Source organism: Pseudoalteromonas sp. TB64 (assembly GCF_000498095.1).
Lineage (GTDB): Bacteria > Pseudomonadota > Gammaproteobacteria > Enterobacterales > Alteromonadaceae > Pseudoalteromonas.
In genome coordinates, this window is the sequence record NZ_AUTQ01000099.1 from 60,017 (window position 1) to 81,148 (window position 21,132).

22 protein-coding genes and 1 pseudogene are annotated in these 21,132 nt (G+C 36.9%); 7 read left to right on the plus strand and 16 right to left on the minus strand.

The genetic code is table 11. The annotated features are described in order from the left end of the window. Positions 1-2 precede the first annotated feature (2 nt). The 5 genes from lepA to rpoE form a co-directional block, all read right to left on the minus strand. A complete protein-coding gene (gene lepA, locus L647_RS0107300; RefSeq protein WP_024610587.1) occupies positions 3-1,790 on the minus strand; it encodes a translation elongation factor 4 in 1,788 nt (595 codons plus the stop codon). A gap of 275 nt (positions 1,791-2,065) precedes the next feature. Beyond that, complete coding sequence (locus L647_RS0107305) at positions 2,066-2,518, minus strand: SoxR reducing system RseC family protein (protein WP_024610588.1); 453 nt, start codon at positions 2,516-2,518, stop codon at positions 2,066-2,068. A 19-nt stretch (positions 2,519-2,537) separates the two neighbouring features. After that, positions 2,538-3,488: a MucB/RseB C-terminal domain-containing protein gene (locus L647_RS0107310; protein ID WP_024610589.1), complete on the minus strand. Its 951-nt coding sequence runs from the start codon at positions 3,486-3,488 to the stop codon at positions 2,538-2,540. 4 nt (positions 3,489-3,492) lie between these two features. Beyond that, positions 3,493-4,110 (minus strand): RseA family anti-sigma factor, encoded by a 618-nt coding sequence (locus L647_RS0107315; RefSeq protein WP_024610590.1) that lies wholly within the window; start codon positions 4,108-4,110, stop codon positions 3,493-3,495. Between the two features lies 1 nt (position 4,111). Beyond that, positions 4,112-4,693 carry an RNA polymerase sigma factor RpoE gene (gene rpoE / locus L647_RS0107320; protein WP_024610591.1) on the minus strand — a complete coding sequence of 194 codons (582 nt, stop codon included), beginning with the start codon at positions 4,691-4,693 and terminating at the stop codon, positions 4,112-4,114. Positions 4,694-4,939: 246 nt separating this feature from the next. On the opposite strand from rpoE, the gene nadB reads away from it, so the two are divergent. After that, positions 4,940-6,547, plus strand: coding sequence for an L-aspartate oxidase (nadB, locus tag L647_RS0107325; protein WP_024610592.1), 1,608 nt, complete (start codon positions 4,940-4,942; stop codon positions 6,545-6,547). Here the strand turns inward: nadB and L647_RS0107330 are convergent. Continuing rightward, complete coding sequence (locus L647_RS0107330; RefSeq protein ID WP_024610593.1) at positions 6,528-6,869, minus strand: hypothetical protein; 342 nt, start codon at positions 6,867-6,869, stop codon at positions 6,528-6,530. The genes nadB and L647_RS0107330 overlap by 20 nt on opposite strands. Before the next feature lie 55 nt (positions 6,870-6,924). Then, positions 6,925-7,176 (minus strand): succinate dehydrogenase assembly factor 2, encoded by a 252-nt coding sequence (locus L647_RS0107335; protein ID WP_024610594.1) that lies wholly within the window; start codon positions 7,174-7,176, stop codon positions 6,925-6,927. A 164-nt stretch (positions 7,177-7,340) separates the two neighbouring features. Between L647_RS0107335 and ygfZ the strand changes: the two genes are divergently transcribed. Together ygfZ and L647_RS0107345 are read left to right on the plus strand one after the other, a co-directional pair. Then, entirely contained in the window at positions 7,341-8,252 is a 912-nt protein-coding gene (gene ygfZ / locus L647_RS0107340) for a tRNA-modifying protein YgfZ (protein WP_024610595.1), read from the plus strand. Between the two features lie 12 nt (positions 8,253-8,264). Continuing rightward, positions 8,265-8,750, plus strand: coding sequence for a peptidylprolyl isomerase (locus L647_RS0107345; RefSeq protein ID WP_024610596.1), 486 nt, complete (start codon positions 8,265-8,267; stop codon positions 8,748-8,750). Between the two features lie 42 nt (positions 8,751-8,792). Here the strand turns inward: L647_RS0107345 and L647_RS0107350 are convergent, their stop codons facing one another. From L647_RS0107350 to L647_RS0107360, 3 genes are read right to left on the minus strand one after another with little or no spacing between them, the layout of a single operon-like run. Next, a complete protein-coding gene (locus L647_RS0107350; RefSeq protein WP_024610597.1) occupies positions 8,793-9,281 on the minus strand; it encodes a hypothetical protein in 489 nt (162 codons plus the stop codon). Between the two features lie 26 nt (positions 9,282-9,307). Then, positions 9,308-10,120: a DUF481 domain-containing protein gene (locus tag L647_RS0107355; protein ID WP_024610598.1), complete on the minus strand. Its 813-nt coding sequence runs from the start codon at positions 10,118-10,120 to the stop codon at positions 9,308-9,310. Between the two features lie 42 nt (positions 10,121-10,162). Further along, a complete protein-coding gene (locus L647_RS0107360) occupies positions 10,163-10,483 on the minus strand; it encodes an HI1450 family dsDNA-mimic protein (protein WP_024610599.1) in 321 nt (106 codons plus the stop codon). Between the two features lie 254 nt (positions 10,484-10,737). On the opposite strand from L647_RS0107360, the gene L647_RS0107365 reads away from it, so the two are divergent. The 4 genes and pseudogenes from L647_RS0107365 (at position 10,738) to L647_RS01000000123820 (ending at position 13,558) form a co-directional block, all read left to right on the plus strand. Continuing rightward, entirely contained in the window at positions 10,738-11,529 is a 792-nt protein-coding gene (locus L647_RS0107365; RefSeq protein ID WP_024610600.1) for a crotonase/enoyl-CoA hydratase family protein, read from the plus strand. A 72-nt stretch (positions 11,530-11,601) separates the two neighbouring features. Beyond that, positions 11,602-11,955 carry a CidA/LrgA family protein gene (locus L647_RS0107370; protein ID WP_024610601.1) on the plus strand — a complete coding sequence of 118 codons (354 nt, stop codon included), beginning with the start codon at positions 11,602-11,604 and terminating at the stop codon, positions 11,953-11,955. Beyond that, a complete protein-coding gene (locus L647_RS0107375) occupies positions 11,948-12,691 on the plus strand; it encodes an LrgB family protein (RefSeq protein ID WP_024610602.1) in 744 nt (247 codons plus the stop codon). The genes L647_RS0107370 and L647_RS0107375 overlap by 8 nt, the downstream gene beginning before the upstream one ends. Before the next feature lie 37 nt (positions 12,692-12,728). Beyond that, positions 12,729-13,558, plus strand: a pseudogene (locus L647_RS01000000123820) (mechanosensitive ion channel family protein). A gap of 180 nt (positions 13,559-13,738) precedes the next feature. Here L647_RS01000000123820 and L647_RS1000000126350 read toward each other — a convergent pair. From L647_RS1000000126350 to L647_RS0107405, 6 genes are all read right to left on the minus strand, one after another. Next, on the minus strand, positions 13,739-14,014 hold the full coding sequence (locus tag L647_RS1000000126350) for a hypothetical protein (protein ID WP_253948841.1): 276 nt from the start codon (positions 14,012-14,014) through the stop codon (positions 13,739-13,741). Positions 14,015-15,008: 994 nt separating this feature from the next. Further along, on the minus strand, positions 15,009-16,058 hold the full coding sequence (locus L647_RS0107385) for a CNNM domain-containing protein (RefSeq protein WP_024610603.1): 1,050 nt from the start codon (positions 16,056-16,058) through the stop codon (positions 15,009-15,011). A 22-nt stretch (positions 16,059-16,080) separates the two neighbouring features. Then, positions 16,081-17,433, minus strand: a complete 1,353-nt coding sequence (locus L647_RS0107390; RefSeq protein WP_024610604.1) for a magnesium transporter — start codon at positions 17,431-17,433, stop codon at positions 16,081-16,083. A 301-nt stretch (positions 17,434-17,734) separates the two neighbouring features. After that, a complete protein-coding gene (locus L647_RS0107395) occupies positions 17,735-18,484 on the minus strand; it encodes a serine/threonine protein kinase (protein WP_024610605.1) in 750 nt (249 codons plus the stop codon). Positions 18,485-18,637: 153 nt separating this feature from the next. Continuing rightward, the gene (locus L647_RS0107400; protein ID WP_024610606.1) at positions 18,638-19,102 is read right to left on the minus strand and encodes a MarR family transcriptional regulator; all 465 of its coding nucleotides are present in this window, start codon (positions 19,100-19,102) and stop codon (positions 18,638-18,640) included. A gap of 141 nt (positions 19,103-19,243) precedes the next feature. Further along, positions 19,244-20,911 carry a methyl-accepting chemotaxis protein gene (locus tag L647_RS0107405; RefSeq protein ID WP_024610607.1) on the minus strand — a complete coding sequence of 556 codons (1,668 nt, stop codon included), beginning with the start codon at positions 20,909-20,911 and terminating at the stop codon, positions 19,244-19,246. Positions 20,912-21,132: the final 221 nt, after the last annotated feature.

A 21,132-nucleotide genomic window follows, 5' to 3' on the forward strand; every position in this document is an offset into this window, starting at 1 on the left:
TTTTATTTACCAACTTTTAAAATAGCTAAAAACGCTTCTTGAGGTACTTCAACATTACCTACTTGTTTCATACGTTTTTTACCATCTTTTTGCTTTTTAAGTAGCTTTTTCTTACGGCTCACATCACCACCGTAACACTTAGCAATTACGTTTTTACGTAATTGTTTTACCGTGGTACGTGCAATAACATGTTGCCCAATAGCTGCTTGAATCGCAATATCAAACATTTGACGAGGAATAAGCTCTTTTAATGCATCAGCTAACTGACGACCGCGAGACTGTGCACCATCTCTGTGAACAATAATCGCAAGTGCATCAACGCGCTCACTATTAATTAAAATATCTACACGCACCATATCTGATGTTTGAAAGTGCTTAAAGTTATAGTCAAGCGACGCAAAACCACGACTTGTTGATTTTAATTTATCAAAAAAGTCCATTACCACTTCAGCCATAGGCAGCTCATATGTAACAGCTACTTGCTTACCGTGATAAGTCATTTTAGTTTGGCTACCACGTTTTTCAATACATAAGGTAATAACATTACCCAGGTATTCTTGAGGTACCAAAATATTAGCTTCAACAATCGGTTCACGAATTTCTAAAATATCGTTTACTGCAGGTAAATCAGACGGGTTATCAATCTGGAATGTACCTTCTTTAGTAACTATTTCATAGATTACCGTAGGTGCAGTTGTTATTAAATCAATATCGTATTCACGCTCTAAACGCTCTTGAATAATTTCCATGTGCAGCATACCTAAAAAGCCACAACGGAAACCAAAACCTAGTGCTGTTGAATTCTCTGGTTCAAAGAATAACGACGCATCGTTTAAGCTTAATTTATTAAGCGCATCGCGGAATGATTCATACTCATCTGATGCAATTGGAAACATACCTGCATAAACCTGTGGCTTAATTTTTTGAAAGCCTGGTAAACGAAGTGGTGCAGCATTTTTTTGATGAGTAATAGTGTCGCCTACTGGCGCACCATGTATCTCTTTTATGCCAGCAATAACAAAGCCTACTTCACCCGTTCTTAAAATACCGGTATTAGTTTGCTTAGGTGTAAACACACCTACTTGGTCAGCTGTATGTATATGCTCGTTCGACATTATTTTTATTTTGTCGCCAATGCGTAATTCACCATGCTTAATACGCACTAGTGATACCACGCCTTGGTATGGGTCAAACCAAGAATCTATAATAAGAGCTTGTAGAGGTCCATCTGTGTTACCTACTGGTGGCGGAACGTCTCTAACAATCATTTCAAGTACTTCAGCAATACCTACGCCTGTTTTAGCGCTACATTGCACTGCATCTAATGCATCAATACCAATAATTTCTTCAATTTCTTCTGCAACACGCAAAGGATCTGCTTGTGGTAAATCTATTTTATTAAGTACTGGAATTACTTCTAATTCCATTTCAATAGCGGTGTAACAGTTAGCTAATGTTTGTGCTTCAACACCTTGACCTGCATCAACAACAAGTAGTGCGCCTTCACACGCAGCTAAAGAACGTGATACTTCATAAGTAAAATCGACGTGTCCTGGAGTATCAATGAAATTAAGCTGATAGGTTTCGCCATCGTTCGCTTTGTAATTCAACGTTACACTTTGCGCTTTAATGGTAATACCACGTTCGCGCTCAATATCCATTGAATCCAAAACTTGTTTTTGCATTTCACGGTCTGTTAAACCGCCACAAACTTGGATCAAACGATCTGAAAGGGTCGATTTACCATGGTCAATATGGGCGATGATCGAAAAATTACGGATATGCTTCATAAACTGGATTCTATACTTCTATTTTAATGGACTAATTATGAATACCGAAGTGACTTGAAAATACTTGCTGTAGGATGCCACAAACTCAGTGCGTAAAACACAGATTCCGCTTGCGCTTTTTAAGAGGGGCTATAAATATTTTATTCATTATTAAACAACAAGTTATATAAAATAAACTTGCCTTGTTATATAAGATAAAACGATATTAAAAACCACCACTCCCTGTATTTCCAAGTTACTTTGGTATAAAACGACAATTTTACATTTAATTGGCGTCAATCACCATCTATTTGAGTTAAAGGGATACTAATTGGGTGAATTTTTATTACTTTTATATCGTGTTTAAGCGATTTAACCTGAGTTTTAGCTATAAAAAAGCCTGTAATTCCGCCAAATGCAGCAGCTAAAATTTGCCACCCTTCTGCAACTTTAAAAAGTTCAGATGCAGCTAAAGCAAAAGTAAGGCTTAAAAATAGTGGAACCATGTACACAGCAAAGGCATGTTTAACTACATGGCTGTCGTCTAACGATAAAGTAACTTTTTGACCTATCGAAACAGATGAGTCAAATTTATAGGGAAGTGTTTTTTTAGCAGTACCAAATAATTTGCTAAAGACTTGTGAGCCACAACGACCATTACAGCCTGCACAAGCTTGCTTTTGCTCTGCTTCTAAATCTGCAATGNTGTGGCCGTTAATGGCCACAACGGTGAGTGTTTGTTCAATCATAACAATCCTTACGAATCGTTTATAACGCGCGAGTTACTGACTCTGCAATTGCTTTTGCGGTCATACTCGGTACATTACCAACAACCGATACATCAAAATTACCGCCATTATGCACATATACAGTCGTTGCACCAGAAGTTAATGCTCCGCTTAAACGCTTGCCAGGTAAAGGTCTTTGTATAAATACTGATACTTCAACAAACCCGTCTGAATATAGATAATAGTCTGTTAATTCATTATTTAAATCTAACTTATGTCTATCAGATTTTAATAATTTAAACCCATCAGGTACCCAGCTTATTTCCCAATTAGTTGCTTCATTTTCTGTATTTTCAAGAGCACTTTCAGGTAAAGGCGTTGGGAAATTGCGATTTAGCACTTCAAGAAGCATGTTTGCAGGCTGCTCAGTTACGCTGATATGCGTTAACTGTAGCTGCTCTAATGCATCACCTTCATGATTTACATAGGCCGCTTTTAATAATAAAGACGACTCCATATCAAGCCAAATCCAGTAGTTATATTTGTATTCGTCTTTAGATTCAATGCGTACTAATTGAGCTGCTCGCCCTGCTATACGTCCTTTGCCACCAAGGACAAAATCATAGTGCGCACTTAGGCGATCTATATCTTTAAATAGTACTTCAGGAATAGGTCCTGCAATTGAATCTGTTTTAAGTGAATAAGGTTCTGATTGTGGCTCAAAGTAAGTAACCTGATCATCAACTCGCACCATTTCAAGACCTGCGCCATTGAGTAAGCTTAAGTGTTCAAGTTCGGTATTACCTTGCTTTGCATGAACCCAGCGATATGGTTCCATCGTTTTACCTTTAACAACTACAAATGAAGCGTCAAAATTACGATTATGAACAGCATCAGCCATTTTGAGTAATAAATCTTTAGCGGGGTTTGTGTCGCTCGCAAACGCATTAAAGCTTAATGCAAACGACAGAACAAAAGTGATTACTTTCATTTAATTAGTTTTTTTCCTCTTGTGCTTTCGTATCATTTTGCGCTGTTTGCAGCGAGTTAGCAACACGAGCTTGGCGTTGATGCTCTAAAACAAGTGCTCCAATACGCTGTTGCTGTAATTCACGTAAGCCTTCTTCTGCATTTTCAAGTGCAGGTTCAGATGAGTAACTCACTGGCGACGCCATACCAGCAAGAGGCGTTGTTTGCAGTAGCGGTATTTCGCTTTGTTGCTCGTTATTACCTTGCGGTAATGTGTTAACACCAACAATAGCAAACATTGCTACGCTAGCGGCAATTGCAAGTTGAGCAACTGGTTTACGCCAATTAAAAGCAACGACTTTATTATCTTGTTCTGTATCACTTTTTGGCTGAGGTTGTTTGTTTGACTGACTAAAGTCAGCATAAACAGGTTCGCTTTCAAGTGCGAATGCAACGCGGTCACTTATATCAATATGTATGTCGTCGTTATTTTTTTGAGCACGCATCGCATCACCAATTAACGCATAACGACCAAACGTAGTTACATCTTGCTCTGCAATTTTTGCATCTGTTAGATGTTGTTCGCCATCAAGTAATGCTGATAACGCTTCGTTATCTAACTTGTTAAGGTGTGCTTTTGTCATACTAAGACTCGCCTATTAATGGGTGTAATTTATTATCTATTGCTTCGCGGGCACGAAATATACGCGAACGTACCGTACCGACTGGGCAATCCATTACTACGGCTATTTCTTCATAGCTCATCCCTTCAATTTCTCTGAGGGTGATCGCAGTTTTAAGGTCTTCAGGCAAACTATCAATCGTACTAAAAATAACAGCGCGTACTTCTTCGCTTAACAGCAAATTTTCAGGGGATGCATTTGAGCGCATCGAATCCGCGCAGTCATAAAACTCTGCTTCTTCAGCGTCTATATCATTTGCTGGCGGTTTACGACCCTGTGCAACTAAGTAATTTTTAGCACAATTAACGGCAATACGGTATAACCAAGTATAAAAGGCACTATCACCTCTAAAGTTAGGAAGCGCACGGTAAGCTTTAATAAATGCTTCTTGTGCTACATCTGCAACATCACCTTGATTCGACACATAACGTGAGATCAAACCTGCAATCTTGTTTTGATACTTCTTTACTAATAGGTTAAAGGCATTTTTATCGCCTTCCTGAACCCTTTTTACTAGCACTAAATCCAATTCCTGCTCGCTCATTCGAGCCGGTACTCCTATGTCTGATTTTTGCTTGTTATTTATATTATCGCCATTGTTCACAAATACTATGACTTCCATATGAATAAAAAGTTCTGCTTAATATTATTTTTATATAAATTAGTTCTAAATAACGACGCTAAGCCATTAAAATCACTACGTAGTAATATGACAAATATGGTACAACTACATATATTAAAAACAAATATTGCTCTATTACGAGCATTGTAACCGCAAAGTACCCCTGACATGAACCAAAATAAACATCATATTGCAGATGTCGCTATTATAGGTAGCGGCGCAGCGGGCTTATCACTTGCCTTGTCTTTAGCTAACTATTGTAACGTTACCGTGATCAGTAAGGGAGCGCTTACCGAAGGCTCTACACTTTATGCTCAAGGTGGCATAGCAGCAGTATTTGATAAACAAAATGACAGCATTGAGTCTCACGTAGAAGATACACTCGATGCAGGTGGCGGTTTGTGCGACAGAGACGCCGTTCATTATACTGCGAGTAACGCTCATGATTGCCTGCAATGGCTAATTGATCAAGGCGTGCCTTTTGATATGGAGTTTGATAGCAAAGGTAAAGAGCGTTTTCATTTAACGCGCGAAGGTGGTCATAGCCATCGTCGTATTTTGCATGCTGCTGATGCGACTGGTAAAGCGGTGCAAACTACACTAATTAGCCAAGTTAAAATTCATAAAAACATTACGCTTCTTGAGCAATATAACGCAATTGACTTAATTACAGATAAAAGTGCAGGTAAAACTGGCTCACACATTGAAGGTATGTATGTGTGGAACAAAAAAGCTAAAAAAGTAGAAACCATTTCAGCAAAATTTGTCGCCCTTGCAACCGGTGGCGCTAGCAAAGTGTACTTGTATACATCAAATCCAGACGTTTCAAGTGGTGATGGTATTGCTATGGCTTGGCGCGCTGGGTGTAAAGTCGCCAATATGGAATTTAATCAATTTCATCCAACAAGTTTATACCATCCAGAATTACAAAACTTTTTAATTACTGAAGCAATGCGTGGCGAAGGTGCTTATTTAAAACGCCCTGACGGCACTCGTTTTATGAAAGACTTTGATGAACGAGAAGAACTTGCTCCGCGCGATATTGTTGCTCGCGCAATCGACTTTGAAATGAAACGCCTTGGCGCTAACTGTGTGTACCTTGATATAAGCCATAAAGATCAAGAATTTATTATTGAGCACTTCCCTACTATTTACGCAAAATGTTTAAGTGTAGGTCTTGATATAACAAAAGAAGCGATTCCGGTTGTACCCGCTGCTCACTATACTTGTGGCGGNGGCGTAATGACTGACTTTAACGGTAAAACCGATTTAGACAATTTATATGCTATAGGTGAAGTTGCCTATACGGGCTTGCATGGCGCAAACCGTATGGCAAGTAATTCACTATTAGAGTGTATTGTTTTTGCTCACGCTGCTGCAAAAGATATTTTAAGCAAAATTGAACGCGCACCAGAACCGATTGCTCTTCCTCACTGGGATGAAAGCCGTGTTAGTAACTCAGATGAAGAAATTGTAATTACTCATAATTGGCATGAATTACGTTTGTTTATGTGGGATTACGTGGGAATTGTTCGCTCAACCAAACGTTTAGAACGTGCGCTTCACAGAGTTGAGTTACTACAGCAAGAGATACACGATTACTACGCTAACTTTAGAGTAAGTAATAACTTATTAGAACTACGTAATTTAGTACAAGTCGCTGAATTAATTATTAGAAGTGCAATGGAACGTAAAGAAAGTCGAGGTTTGCATTATACTATTGACTATCCAAAGCAAAATAAAAACCCAAAACCTACTATTTTAACGCCGCGTTAAATAACGCACGTTTTAACCTTACATAGCTTTGTTCATTAACACCATTGGCTGATATTATTAGCCAATGATTTGCATTAAAACCTTTAATATAAAACCAAATACTATTACCAAATAAGCGACTTTTAATGCTTATCTCACCTTGAATTTTTAACGTAGTACTTTCAAATCTAAATTGGTTAGGCTCTAATATAATTGTACCTTGCAGTGGGTGTGCAGCTAATATTTTACGCCAAACAAATAACCCACTTAACGCATTAACAACGATGCAGAAAATCATTGCCGTAATTGAGCTTAAAAATAAACATAATATTAAAGCAAGCATACAAAAAAAGACCACAATCGGTTTGTGGTCTGCTTTATTTTCTGTAACCGTAAATCTATACACGAACTCTATCTAGAATAAGCTGAACCATGGCATTTAACTGCTCATCTTTACATTCTTGATGACCCATAAACCATGCAAACAAATCTGGGTCTTCTTCTGTTAATAAACGTTGAAAAATAGCTTGTTGTTCTGCGCTCAAAGAATCGTATGCGTCTTCAACAAACGGCATAAACAAAACATCTAGCTCTAACATACCACGACGACAAGCCCAACGAATACGTGCTTTACTATGAATCTCGACCATTTTAAACCTCATACTTAATTGCCCCAAGTTTAACAAATACAAGCCTATTTAGCAGCTATTAATCTCTCATTAAAGAATAAATCGACGCTGCCTATTGCTAGTCTGTACCATACGTATTAACTGCGTTATTATGTCACTTCATTTATATTGCAAAGAAGGTTTTTATGTCGAGCGTTTATGCATGTCCATTATCTCATAAACTTATTAGCCTTAATGGTGCTGATAAATTATCTTACTTACACGGACAAATCACTCAAGATCTCAATAAACTAACTAACAGCAATTATTTATGGGCTGGTCATTGTAGTGCAAAAGGAAAACTTTGGGGGGTGTTTAAATTATTCGCCCATCAAGACAGCTACTATTTAGCTGGTAGCGACGCTGAAGTAGAAAAATCTTTAGCTGAGCTTAAAAAATATGCCGTATTTGCAAGGGTTGATATAAGCGCCGCTTCACAGCGCTTAATTGGTCTTATTGGCGATGACTTAACCGAGATACTTACGCAACTCAATATCAATTTTGAAGATGATGCTACAGCATGCGACTTTAGCCATGGTAAAGCATTAAAACTAGCAAGTAACCGCGTATTATTAGTGGTTGATAGCCAATTTAGTGTTCCTGATAATGTATCGACTCTTGATACAGATGCCCCATGGAAACAAGCGGAAATTTTAGCTGGAGAACCTCAATTAAGCTCTGAAGCTATTGGCGAGTACGTACCGCAAATGGTTAATTTACATGCTATTAATGGTATTAGTTTTAAAAAAGGTTGTTATACAGGTCAAGAAACCGTGGCACGTATGAAATACCTAGGTAAAAACAAACGTGCAATGTATATCGTTACTGGGCAAAGCGAAGGGCTGCTTAGTGAACCTGATTTAGAAATTCAATTAGGCGAAAACTGGCGTCGTGCAGGCAAGCTTATTACGCAAAGCTTTGATGAGCAAACAAACAGATTAACGGGCCTTGTTGTGTTGCCAAACGATACTGATGTAACTCAGGTATTTCGTGCAAAACACACACCTCAGGTAGAGCTAAGCATTCTGCCTCTACCTTACTCTCTTGAAGATGAATAAATAGGAATGACTATGATCGTTGCGCAAAACAAAGTAGTAAAGATGCATTATTCTGTTATGGATAATGATGGTAATAGCATTGATAACTCGTTCGGTGGTGAACCACTACTTTTTATTATTGGCACAGGCTATTTAATTTCAGGTTTAGAAAATGCTCTACAAGGCAAACAAGCTGGCGATACGCTAAGTGTAAAAGTTGAACCTGATGAAGGTTATGGCGAGCGTCACGAAAATCTAATGCAAGCGGTGCCTAAATCTATGTTTGAAGGCATGGAAATTGAAGTGGGTATGCAATTTCGTGCATCAACAGATGATGGCGACCAATCTGTAATGATTATCGACATTCAAGATGAAGAAGTAATTGTAGATGGCAATAATCCACTTGCTGGCACTACACTTAACTTTGATGTAGAAATACTTGAAGTACGTGATGCAACAGAAGAAGAACTAACTCATGGTCACGTACATGGTGAAGGTGGTTGTGGTCACGATCACTAAGATTATGTAAAGCTGATAAAAAAAGCGCCTAAGGCGCTTTTTTTATATCATATTATTGGGTTTAACCGCTTTAGATTCGCTTTTGGGTGCCTTTGGGAGCGCGATTAATACCTTATTCTCTTTTAGGGCTGCTAATAAACCTTGCTGATCATTAGTACCTACTCGGTACATTGTGCCATCTTTAAGTGTAAGTTGAATTGCACTAAACCCAGATACTGTATATATCCAACCATCGTGGGTAATACGCATACCAATACCATGACGATACGAATTTTGAACTGCTTTTGCTTCTGCAATATCAAGAAGCTCTACGCTTTGACCTGCAACTCCGGGACCAAATGCCCAGCTAATTGTTTTATCATCTACTTTTACAGTTAATCCATGGAACAAAAAACCCACCAGCACCAAAATGCCAGCAAATATTATTAATGGTCCATCTGCGCCCAGTAAATTCCACGCAAGAGCAACAAAGCCACCAATCCATGCTAATACAAAAAAGATAAACACCGCATACTGCTTATGCTGATACATAATACTCTCTAAAATTAAATAAATACTTAAAAGCTATATACCAATGTGGCGCTAAGCTCTGAGTCGAACTTGAGTTTATCATCTTCAGGTTTTGAATTATAACGATACATGTAAGCAAATTTAAGCGATACAGCACCAATCACTTGGCTAATAAGCGCCGTTTCTGATTTCAAACGAGAATTAAGCCCAGAAAGAGATTGCTCTATACTTACATCTTGGTTAAAGCGCGTGCGTTTAGATACTAAGCGTTCCCATTGCATGGCAATACGAACTAAGTAACCTACTTTATCAAGTTCATCTTCACTTGCTTCAGAGTCATCTGCAGCAACTGATCGATACAAACCAGGACCTATGTCTATATCAACTTTATTTTTGCTTCCTTGATATACACGTGAGCCATAACCAGTCGCGATTGTGCCCTTAAAGTCGAGACCACTAAATTCATCTTCTTCATAATCACCGTAAATAAAAAATGAAGAGTTTTTAACACCTACTTTATAATTACCTTGTGCCGATAAAAATATACGGTTAGCGGTTACGTCGGTTTCACCTGTATCGTCGTTGTGATCACGTTTATAAAGGGTATCTATTTTGAATTGGTTTCGCCATTTTTCAAAGTCTTGATATAAATTACCTTTAAACTTGAAACTGGTCGAATTGGTGTTGCCTTTACTTAAAATAAAGCCAAATTCGGTATCGCCGTACAGCATTTCACCTTTATGCAAATCATGAATTTCTTCATCAGAGAGTTGTCCATATTCATGAAAGTCCTCAAAAGGATCAACAGCCCAGGTTGGGTAGCTAATAATTAAAAGAATTAATAATAAATACTTACGCACAGTACTCTCTCTTGAACATAATTATAAATAAATCAGACTGACTTATTCACTTTCTTTCCATAAAATATGACAAAACGGCGCGTCTTTATCACGGCTAATTAAAATCTTGGCAAATAGAACATCATCGTTTTCAAATTCTAAACCCACTAAAACCTGAATAAAATGCTCAGGCTCTATTTCAAGCGCTACAAAATCTTGCCATTGCTCATCTGGTTCGTCTTCTTCAATAAAGCCAAGATCTTCTCTAAACTCATTAAAGTCTTCAACATCTTTTTCGCTTAAGTTATTTGGCGCTAGCTCTAAAAAAATATCATAAGCTTGATGAGTTGCTTCTTCTACAGTGTATAAACGCGGACCTGACATATTCGCTTAACCTTTAAGCTTTGGAGTCCTGCTATATTATCAAATATGACAACTATTTTGTTCATAAAACATTTAAATATTCAGTTTTTTTGTAACTGAGTCATACTTTATTAAGCATTTACTTTGTTATAAGTAAAATCAACTAATTAAGACTACTCCTTTATAAAAAAATTCCATTTTTTAATAAAAATACCCTACCTTTACTTAATACTCATAACAACATAAGCTCAAACAACAGGTCAGAGGAGTGTGTAATGATTAAATTAGAAAAACAAAATGGAATTGCTACTGTCACACTTTGCAGGGCACAAAAACAAAATGCGCTGAGCTTTGAAATGTTTATTGAGTTAAAAAAGGCAATTCGTAGCATAAAAAAAGATCGCAGTATTCGCGCTGTTGTAATAACCGGTGATGGCGAGCATTTTTGTGCAGGCCTTGATATATCGTCGGTAATGGCATCTCCATTTAATATTATAAAATTATTATTTAAATGGTTACCTGGCAATCAAAACTTAGCACAAAAAGTTGTCCTTGGTTGGCAATCACTGAGTGTGCCCGTTATTGCACAAATTAATGGCAATTGCTTAGGTGGTGGATTACAAATTGCGCTCGGTGCCGATTACAGAATAGTACATCACGATGCGAAACTTGCCATTATGGAAGCTCGCTGGGGTTTATGCCCCGATATGGGGGCTAATGTAATGATGAGTGGTTTAGTAAAACGTGACCAAGCACTTTGGCTTGCGAGTCATGCAAACCCTATTTCGGCATTACAGGCAAACGAACTTGGGTTAGTTACTCAACTTACCGATAATACCCAACAAGCCACACAAAATATGCTTAACATATTACTTGAGCGCTCCCCAGATACACTAGCAGCTATCAAACGAGTGACTCAACAAAGCTATAAACCACTGCAACGCAAAATACTCGCCAAAGAAACGTTAAGCCAAATCCGCTTGTTACTAAGCTCTAATACTAAAAAGGCGATTACTAAAGCTAAAGGAAAAACAGATATAACTTATAGTGACTCAAAGCGCTGGTAAGACTAATGCACAATGCATAAAATGCTTGGGTTTGGTAAAGTGAAGCTCTTATATTTTTTGAGAACCACTTTGATGAAATATTTGCTCAGTGGCACTATTATTTTACTGTGCTTAGCGTTGGCTAAATTTATCATGCATTTTATTGGCGGAAGCTTTCCTGCGCCACTACTTGCCATGGTTATTCTATTAGTTTTACTTTTATCAGGTATTGTAAAGGAGCATTATGTAAAACCATGCGCCTCACCTATTTTAAACATTATGCCTATATTTTTTATACCTGCTGGTATTGGATTTATTGAGCACCTTGGCATAATAAAATCACAATGGCCTTTTTTAGTTTCTGTTCTTGTTTTAATTCCTATTACCTCTTTATTGCTTATCAGTGGTGTTATTGCTTATTTTAAAGGGCGAGAAAACAATGATTGAGCTAATAAGCAAAGAAGTGTTAAACCTCACGCCTGACTTATGGTGGTTCAGTGTCCCTTTTATTATTACGTTATTTTTAGTGCTAAGAGCTATAAATCAACGTGTAAAAAACGGCGCATTAAAATCACTCACCAATCCTGTATTTTTAAGTATCAGTATTATTGCTTTATTACTCGTTAATTTAAATTTACCTTACACTGAGTTTGCATCACATAGTAAATTATTAAGTTGGCTATTAGAGCCTGCGATTGTCGCTTTAGCCCTGCCCTTATATCAGCAATTTGTTCACGTACGTAAAAACTTACTGTTAATAGTGACTACTTGCAGTTTAGGTATTATTAACGCCACCTTTGTCGCTTTTTTATTAAGTATGTTATTTGATGTACCAACACAGTTAAGTGCATCAGTTGCTGCACTTAGCGTTACCACCCCTATAACTTTAATTGTTACTGACTCCTTAGGTGGAATTAGCTCCCTTGCTGCTGCGTTAGTTATTTTTATCGGTTTATTAGGTGCTTTATTTGGTTTTATGCTTTTTAAACTGTTTAAAATTTATAACCATGAAGCGCAAGGTGTTGCAATAGGCACGGCATGCCATGCAATTGGTACCGCAGCTGCAATTGCAGAGCACCCTAAAGTTGGCGCATTTGCATCGGTTGCAATGGCATTAAGCGCTTTACTAACCGCAATTATAGTACCGTTGTTATATCCAATTTTAATCTCCATTTTGCTATAGTAAGCAAATACCACATAGTCCAAACATAGAGCGCTTTATGATCAGTTCTGAAATTGAACAATTTGAAAAATATTACACCATGCTTACTGAGTATATGGTTACCTACAGTATGCAAATTGTTGGCGCTATTTTTATCGTCCTTATTGGTTTGTGGATAGCCCAAAAGCTTGCAAAAATTGTAGCAAGCTTAATNCCCGCCATAACGTTGATATTACGCTCACTAATTTTGTGAGTAGCGTTGTAAAAGTGTTGCTAATTATAATGGTTATAATTATTGCGCTGGGCAAAATAGGGATAAGCGTAACACCTTTTGTAGCTGCTATTGGTGCCGCATCATTAGGTGCTGGTTTAGCACTGCAAGGGATGCTCTCTAACTATGGTGCCGGTCTTGCTATTATAGCTACTCGCCCTTTTGTAGTTGGCGACACTATTGAAGTTAAAAATGTAAGTGGTCAGGTTAAAACAATAGAGCTGGGATACACTATTTTAATTAATGAAGAAAAAGTAGAGATCACTATCCCTAACAAACACATTGTTGGCGAGATTCTTCATAACTCATTTAGTTACTCATTAGTAAAAGGTGAAATAGATATTGCTTATAGCGCTTGCTCTGATAACGCGATTAGCCTTATTGAAGACGTACTTAAAGCACATGAATTAGTAGCGCAAACTCCATTATCACAAGTTGGTATTGAACGCTTTGCCGATAGCGGCGTTACAATAAGCTACCGATATTGGGTACCTACTACAAAGATCATCGAAACCAAGCTTGCAATTAACGGTGGTGTTTATAAAGCAATTAATAACGCTGATATTGAAATCCCATTCCCACAACGCGTTATTACAATTAATAAAAGTGATTTATAAACCCCGGTATCAAGCTCTAACTCTTATGGACAAATAAATTAGGTTTCAATTGAACTTTATTTATATCATTCGATCAGAACAGTTATAACAAAAACACCGATCGAGTTTAATTGTTATGCTGAGAAAAGATACTGAGTTAGGTAATAAACTACGCACTAAAGGTCTGGTAAAAATAAGTCATCAAATGGCGAGCAGCATAGGAAGCTCTACCGTAAAAACATCTTGTTCACAGATCTCCATTGAAGGCGTATATCGCTTTCTTCGAAATGATAAAGTTGATGCTGATAACATCGCTGTAGCCGGTTTGAATTCGCGGTTACCTGCACTAACATCATCAAATACAATCCTTACACTAGAAGATACGTCAACATTGTGCCAGCGACATAATGTGACTAAATAGCTCGGACATACTGGTGCATATATAAATAATGATCTTCTAAAAGGATGTTGGCGCACACTATCCTTATGGTCGATACAGTAACAGGGCGCACTATTGGCTTGGGTACACAACATCGTTGATGCAGAAAAAATGAAAACTTTAGCACTGCTAACTACAAAAACGTCGCAAGTACGAAAGGTAAAAATATCAATCTCGTAATAAAAATAACTAAGCAGGACGAAGGTCTATAAAAATAGAGTGAAGTATTAATGAGCGATCATAGGTTGTTGATGATAAATGTAGAATTGGTGATTAAAAAATTGATCTTATAATAGGCAAAGGATATGGCGGCTCGCTAATCATCATTGTTGAACGTGAAAAAAGTTTACCATGTTTTGACAAATCAGCAGACACAACGGCAATGATTGCTGTATTACGACCACTGAAAATAATGAAAAAGAGTTTGCTTATCATCAGTACGTAACGACAGTTTTGTATTGCGATATTTATTTCGCGGATCCTTGCTAATCTTGCAAATGCGGGTTGAATGAAAATACAAATGGACTATTACGGCAATATTGACCAAAATTAACCGACTTCAGAAAAATAAAATAATCAGAAGTGAAAGTAGTTTTAATATAATTTAATGTCAAACCGAAAAAGAAACTAAATTACAAAACCTCAACTCAATAATTACTGAACATATAGAAGTAATAACTGCCTAACTGTTATGCATTTCGAAGTTGAATCTGCTACTTACTGATAGTTCTACTAAATTTCGGTACGATGCCTAAATCTTGTAATATTGCCAATAATATAAGACCTTTCATCCGACTTCCATTATCAGAAAAACATAACCTGCGATGGTTTTATTCGCTCTCTAGCACAAATATCTATCATTGAATCTGCCAACCAATAATTTTAAGACTATAAATATAATTATAAAAAAAGCCATTTAACTACCGTCGGTAAATAGATTATTCGTTTATCAATAAAAAACATCTGAAGATTTAATATGCGATGCTGATATCGTCTTATGATGAGTTAAATCTAAAAGCAGACATAATTTATCTAATTAGCTTTGCTATCACTTGAGGCAAGTTTAGGTGCACTCATTCCCTTCAATAATCGACCAAATATATCTGCGCCAGTAATAATACGTTTCTCATCGCTCCACACTAATACTACATCGTGATCAATTGCTCCATCAAACGATTTATCGAGTGAATGATTAGCACGTATTTTTAAAATAACTTCACTTAAACGCATAGTCTCATCGGCCACTATGATAGGTCGATGGCAGTAATGGTATGGATCAAACGTTTCTGGTTCAAACAATGCAGAACGTAAAAAACCATCAGCATCAACAACCAATAACGGCCAGCCATCTTCGTTAGTAATAATTACCCAGTTATAACCCGACTTATGTAACTTACGTAAAAATTCATTATCAGCGGTTAAAGTAAGCTCTGGAAAAATAGGCAAATCAAGTTTGGTTGGTAACGATATAATAGAATCTGGGTCAATTACCTCCCCTTCTTTGGTTACGCTTATTTCATCTAAACTAAAAAAGTTAAGCGCACCTATACCCTCTACATGCTGAACATCAGCCTCTTCAGCCTCAATATGCTTTCGAATAATGCCTCTAAGCTCGCTTTCAGCAAAGTAGGTAATACCTTCTTTACCTAGCCATGCATCAAGTACTAAGGCTGTTGGCTTAGCCACTATATAAAACAGTATTTGATAAAACTTAATAAGTGGTGAGAGCATACTCGCCATTTTTAATGCATTACGCGAAAAATAAGCTTGTGGCGTTATTTCACCAATAATTGTAATTGCTATTGTTGAAAACAAAAACGAACTTGCGCCCATTAATACCGAATCAGAAAGAAGCGTAAGCAGTACGTTAATACCTACATTACCCCATAAAATAGTCGATAGTAAAAAGTTAGAATCGTTTCGAAGCGCCATCACTTTTATAGCTGCTTCGTTGCCTTTTGTGCTTTCCATTTCGAGCTGTAACCGGCTTAGCGAAAAAAACGCTAAGTTTAAGCCCGAAAATATTGCAGATTGTGAAATACACAACGCAATAGCACACCAAATCATGACTTCAAAGGTCATTATATTTTCCTGTTAAAAAGGCTTATAAAAGCAATAAACTGCCTAAACCTAAAAAGGTAACAAACCCAACAATATCAGTAACGGTCGTTAAAATAACCGACCCAGATAAAGCAGGATCAATTTTCATTTTGTCTAAAATAGACGGAATAACAACGCCAGCAAGTGATGCGGCTACTAAATTTAATAATATTGCAACGGTAATGGTAATACTGAGCATTAAGTCGTTAAACCATAAGAAAGTAAGCAAACCAATTACAAATGCCCACACTAATCCGTTAACAGCACCAACTCGTAACTCTTTTTTAAGCAACGCGCTACGGTTTGAATCTGTAACCTGACCTAACGCTAAACCACGCACAATAACGGTTAGTGTTTGGCTTCCTGCAATACCCCCCATAGAAGCAACTACAGGCATTAATACAGCCAGTGCTACAACTTGTTCTATAGTTGCACCAAACAAACCTATAAACCACGACGCTAAAAATGCCGTTGCCAAATTAATACCTAACCATATGCCACGGTTTTTAGCACTTTTTCGCACACTTGCGAACAGGTCTTCGTCTTCTCTCAAACCACCCGCTTTAGCAGCAGCTTCATCTGCTATTTCTTGACGTAGTTCGTAAGCCGAGGCAATTGTTAATCGACCCAATAATTTGTTATCGGCATTAACCACTGGTAGCGCCATTTTTTCACTGTGGATCACCACTTCGGCGGCTTCATATAAATCGTCATCGGCATGCAGCGATGAAAAGTCATGATTAGCCAATGTCATTAAGTTATCGCCATCACCCGCTTTAATTAAATCATTAACCGCAACCTCGCCTATTAAGCTGCCTTTACGGCTTACTAAGTAAATGACCTCACTGTATTGCGGTAAACCTTTATGCAGTAACTTTTTAGCACCACCCGCAGTTAATTTTTCTGACACTTTTAAAAAGTCAAAACCTAACCAGTGACCAAGCTGCTCTGGCGGATATTGCTGCGCTAAATCGTATTGCTTAGTTTGTGCTTCATCGAGTTGTTTTTTTGCATATTCAACAAAACGTTCTGGTATAACTTCTTCAAGTTCTAGCAGTTCTTCTACGTTTACCTCGTCAAGAAGTTTAAATGCATCAATGTCTTCTAGTGTTTGCAATAACCATAAACAGCTATCTTCACTTAAATTAACGAAAATTTCGTGTTGCGTGTCTTCGTCAAGCAACTGCCAAATTTCAAGTCGTTGCTCTTTTGGAATTGCTTCAAAAAGTAAAGACAAATGCTCAGTAGAGAGCGTTAACTGTGCATCAGCTAATAATTTGTTTTTGCGCTCTGTTGTATCGCACTGCAGCAAATCATTTATAAGTTGTGGAAGTTGATCAACTGGATACTCAATCATCTTAAAGCCTTAAAAAATCATTATGTTATGTAAAGAGTGTACCTTAGCTATAAATAAATGCTGGTAATATTTACGGTTATAAAACATTAACTACTTATTTTTGCGCATTGTATGTGTAAAAAATAAAGAGCCCTAATGTTTATTTTAAATTTATAAAAAAGCAGAATAATGACCTATATTTTATAGTTCACAGCACTGAGGAATACTACAAATAGCGTACTTTAAAGCTGATATTAAAATAGCAGGCATAAAAAAGCCCACGATAAAATGAACTCATGGGCTTTAAAAAACATGTTAAAAACTAAAGGCGCTCTGTAATACTGCGTACTATGTCAGAATTTAAAAACTGAGCAAAAATACCAGCCCCCCATGCGTAAGTTCTTTGTATTGGATAACCTTTAAATATCCAACGTTTACGAACATGATTAAAGCGTACTAAGTAGTCTTGCTTAGCTTGTGGTAAAGGCTCTACTGAAAGCTTATTCCATGCTTTATAAACGCCCGACATATCAGTGCCACGCATAAACCGCTGTAACCATCTCGGAAAGCGCGCAAAGCTAATCGTTGACTGAAAATCTATAAAATAAGGTTTTCCATCAGTGCCACATAAAATATTTCCCATATTACGTAAATCTAAATGGACTATACCTTTGCGATGCATTTTTGCGACTTGACGCTCAAGTTCGCTAAAAAAGTTAACTGGTAGGGTTTTATCTTCATGGATTAATGAACGCAGTGGCGTACCTTCAATGTAATCATAAGCGACCGCAATGGGTGATAAACGGCAAAAGTTATTTGCTACAGCATTTAAATCAGCTAAACGACTCAGACCTTTATATTCTTGATTAACCGAAATACGTGCAAACGATTTACGAATAAACCATGGACTTTGACTAAAGTCTTTAACAATCAAATCAAATTTGTCATCTTTATATCGATACACAATTGCATTAGCAAAACGTCCTTTATGAACAACGCTTAAATATTGTTGCTCAAATATATGCTTTGGAAACTTGTGTTGTAATTGTGCTAACAAATCGTTTTTAATCATAACAAACCCAACATAACAATAACCTTACTTGCCTAGGCAACTATATTATCAAAGTTGTATTTCACACACAATAATAGTGAGTAGTTAGCTTGCTAACTTTTTTATGTTAGATAGAACAATTCTGAATAAGAGACTACGATATAAAAGTTTAGGTTAAGCATCCAAGTTATTAATGGCTCTAAATAATAAGCCAGCAATCTGATCTTTTTCGTTATCAGTAAAACCATTCAGCGCTTGCTTATATACATCGTTTATTATTGGTAAAATTTCGGGGTACAACACTTTACCTTTTTCACTTAAGCATAAAATGGTAGAGCGTTTATCAAATTCACATTGTGTTTTGGCTATTAAACCTTTTTCAAATAAACGATTGAGTAACCGACTCATTGCGCCACGGTCATAAACCATGTGTTCGCATAACTCAGCCAAAGTGCTAACGCTGCCTTTAGCAAGCAACACAACAACAATATATTGAGCGGACGTTAAATCCATAGGTGCTAACTTAAGGTCTATGTGTGCAACCAATCTAGAACGTAAAAACGACACCAGCCGCCCTAAATCTAGCTCAAGGTCTAATTCTTCATTATTACAGCTTTTGATTGAAGGTATTTTTGACATGTTCAACTCACTACTTAACATATTAATTTGCAAGCAATAGACTTTAGCTACAATAAAAAATTCAATAATTTTATAAAAAACAAAAATAAAAGCCGTAACAAAAAATGTTACGGCTTAAATAATAAATTTAATTAAAGCTCTTTAAATTTTAAACTGACCTACTAAATTACCTAAACTTTCACCTCGTCCAGCTAAGTGTTCACTAACCGTCGATGTTGTTTTACTTGATATAGTAAGCTCATTTACAATTTCTTGTATAGCAAACACATTGCGGTTTATTTCTTCAGACACACTACTTTGCTCCATAGCCGCTGTCGCAATTTGCGTACTCATATCATTAATTGAAGTAACTGAGCTTGTTACAGCACCTAAACTTTCAGAAATAGCACGTGACGATTCAACCGAACGGTTACAACTATGCTGACTTGCTTGCATTGCATCAACTGCAGCCGTTACTAGGTTATGCAACTCGCTAAGCATTTCGCTTATTTCTAACGTACTTACTTGCGTTCTACTTGCTAAACTTCTTACTTCGTCAGCAACTACAGCAAAGCCTCGACCTTGCTCACCTGCACGTGCAGCTTCAATTGCAGCATTAAGTGCCAATAGGTTAGTTTGCTCTGCAATCCCACCAATTACACTCAATACGCTATTAATTTTTTTAGATTGATCGCTTAAAGAGTCAACTTGTTTGGCTGCAATATTTATTTCACCCATTAGTTTTGAAACTTCGCTTAATGAAATATCAACACACTCTTGGGCTCTAGCAACATCTTGTGTTGCCGCTTGTGTAGATACCGCTACTTGAGTAGTATTTTGCGCAACTTCGTGTGAGGTTGCCGACATTTCAGTTATTGCTGTGGCAACTAAATCTGTTTCATGGTTATGGTTTAATAACTTTTCTTCTATTAACTGCGTTTGCGTATTAATATCGCTAGATGCTGCTTTTACGTCATGTGTAACATCAACAACATTTGCAATAATGCCATGCAGCTTGCTCACAAATACGTTAAACGCTTCACCTAACTGACCAATTTCATCCTGAGTATGAATCTCTAAACGTTTAGTTAAATCACCCTCGCCTTTAGCTATATCATTAAGGCTTTGCACCATTCCTTGAATTGGTTTAACCATAGTGTTAGCTGCAATAAGTGCACATACAATAGTTAACACAACCCAAAATAAAGCAATTAGCAATAAGGTCGTTACCTTGTCATTCATATGACCTTGAATTGTAACTTGGTATTTATTCAACTCGGCATCTATATCATCCATATAAGCACCCGTACCAATCATCCAATTAGTACCTGGTATCATATCGGCATAACCCATTTTTTCGACTAAGCCAGTGGTATTTGGTTTTTGAAAGTGATAGTTAAATGCTCCGCCGCCCTTACGTGCTTGATCTAGTAAGCCAACTATTATTTTTTTACCATTAGGGTCTGTCATTCCTATTTTATTTTGCCCTTCAATTTCATCACCAAGTAATGCATGAAAAACGCTAACCCCGTTAGTATCGTAAATAAAAAAGTAACCACCTTGCCCAAAAGTTAAATCTCTTAACGCATCTTTGGCATCTTGCTCTGAACCTTGTGCCAATTGATAGCGAACAACTTTAGTGGCAATTTCAACTTCTGTGCCTAATAAAGTTTGCTTGTCATTTATTAACTTAGTTTTGAATGAATTAAAATTTTGCTGTTGATTTTTTGATTCTAAATAGTACGAACTCAGCATCAAACTAATCAAAAGCAACATAAGTGGCAAAATAGCTAATAACAATAATTTGTTTTTTAAGCTTAAATTACTCATTATTTCTCCGAAATATAACAACGGTAAATTTGAACAGCAATGACATAAATATAACAAAAATCAATGAATTTTTGCCACCACTTATAATTGCCATAAAGGATACAATTTATATAACTACATTTTGCTTACATTGCTACATTAAAATATAAACATTGGTAATAAATTAAATATATATTAAAGCCAAATCATTGAATTAGCTAATTTTCACGTATTATAGTCGC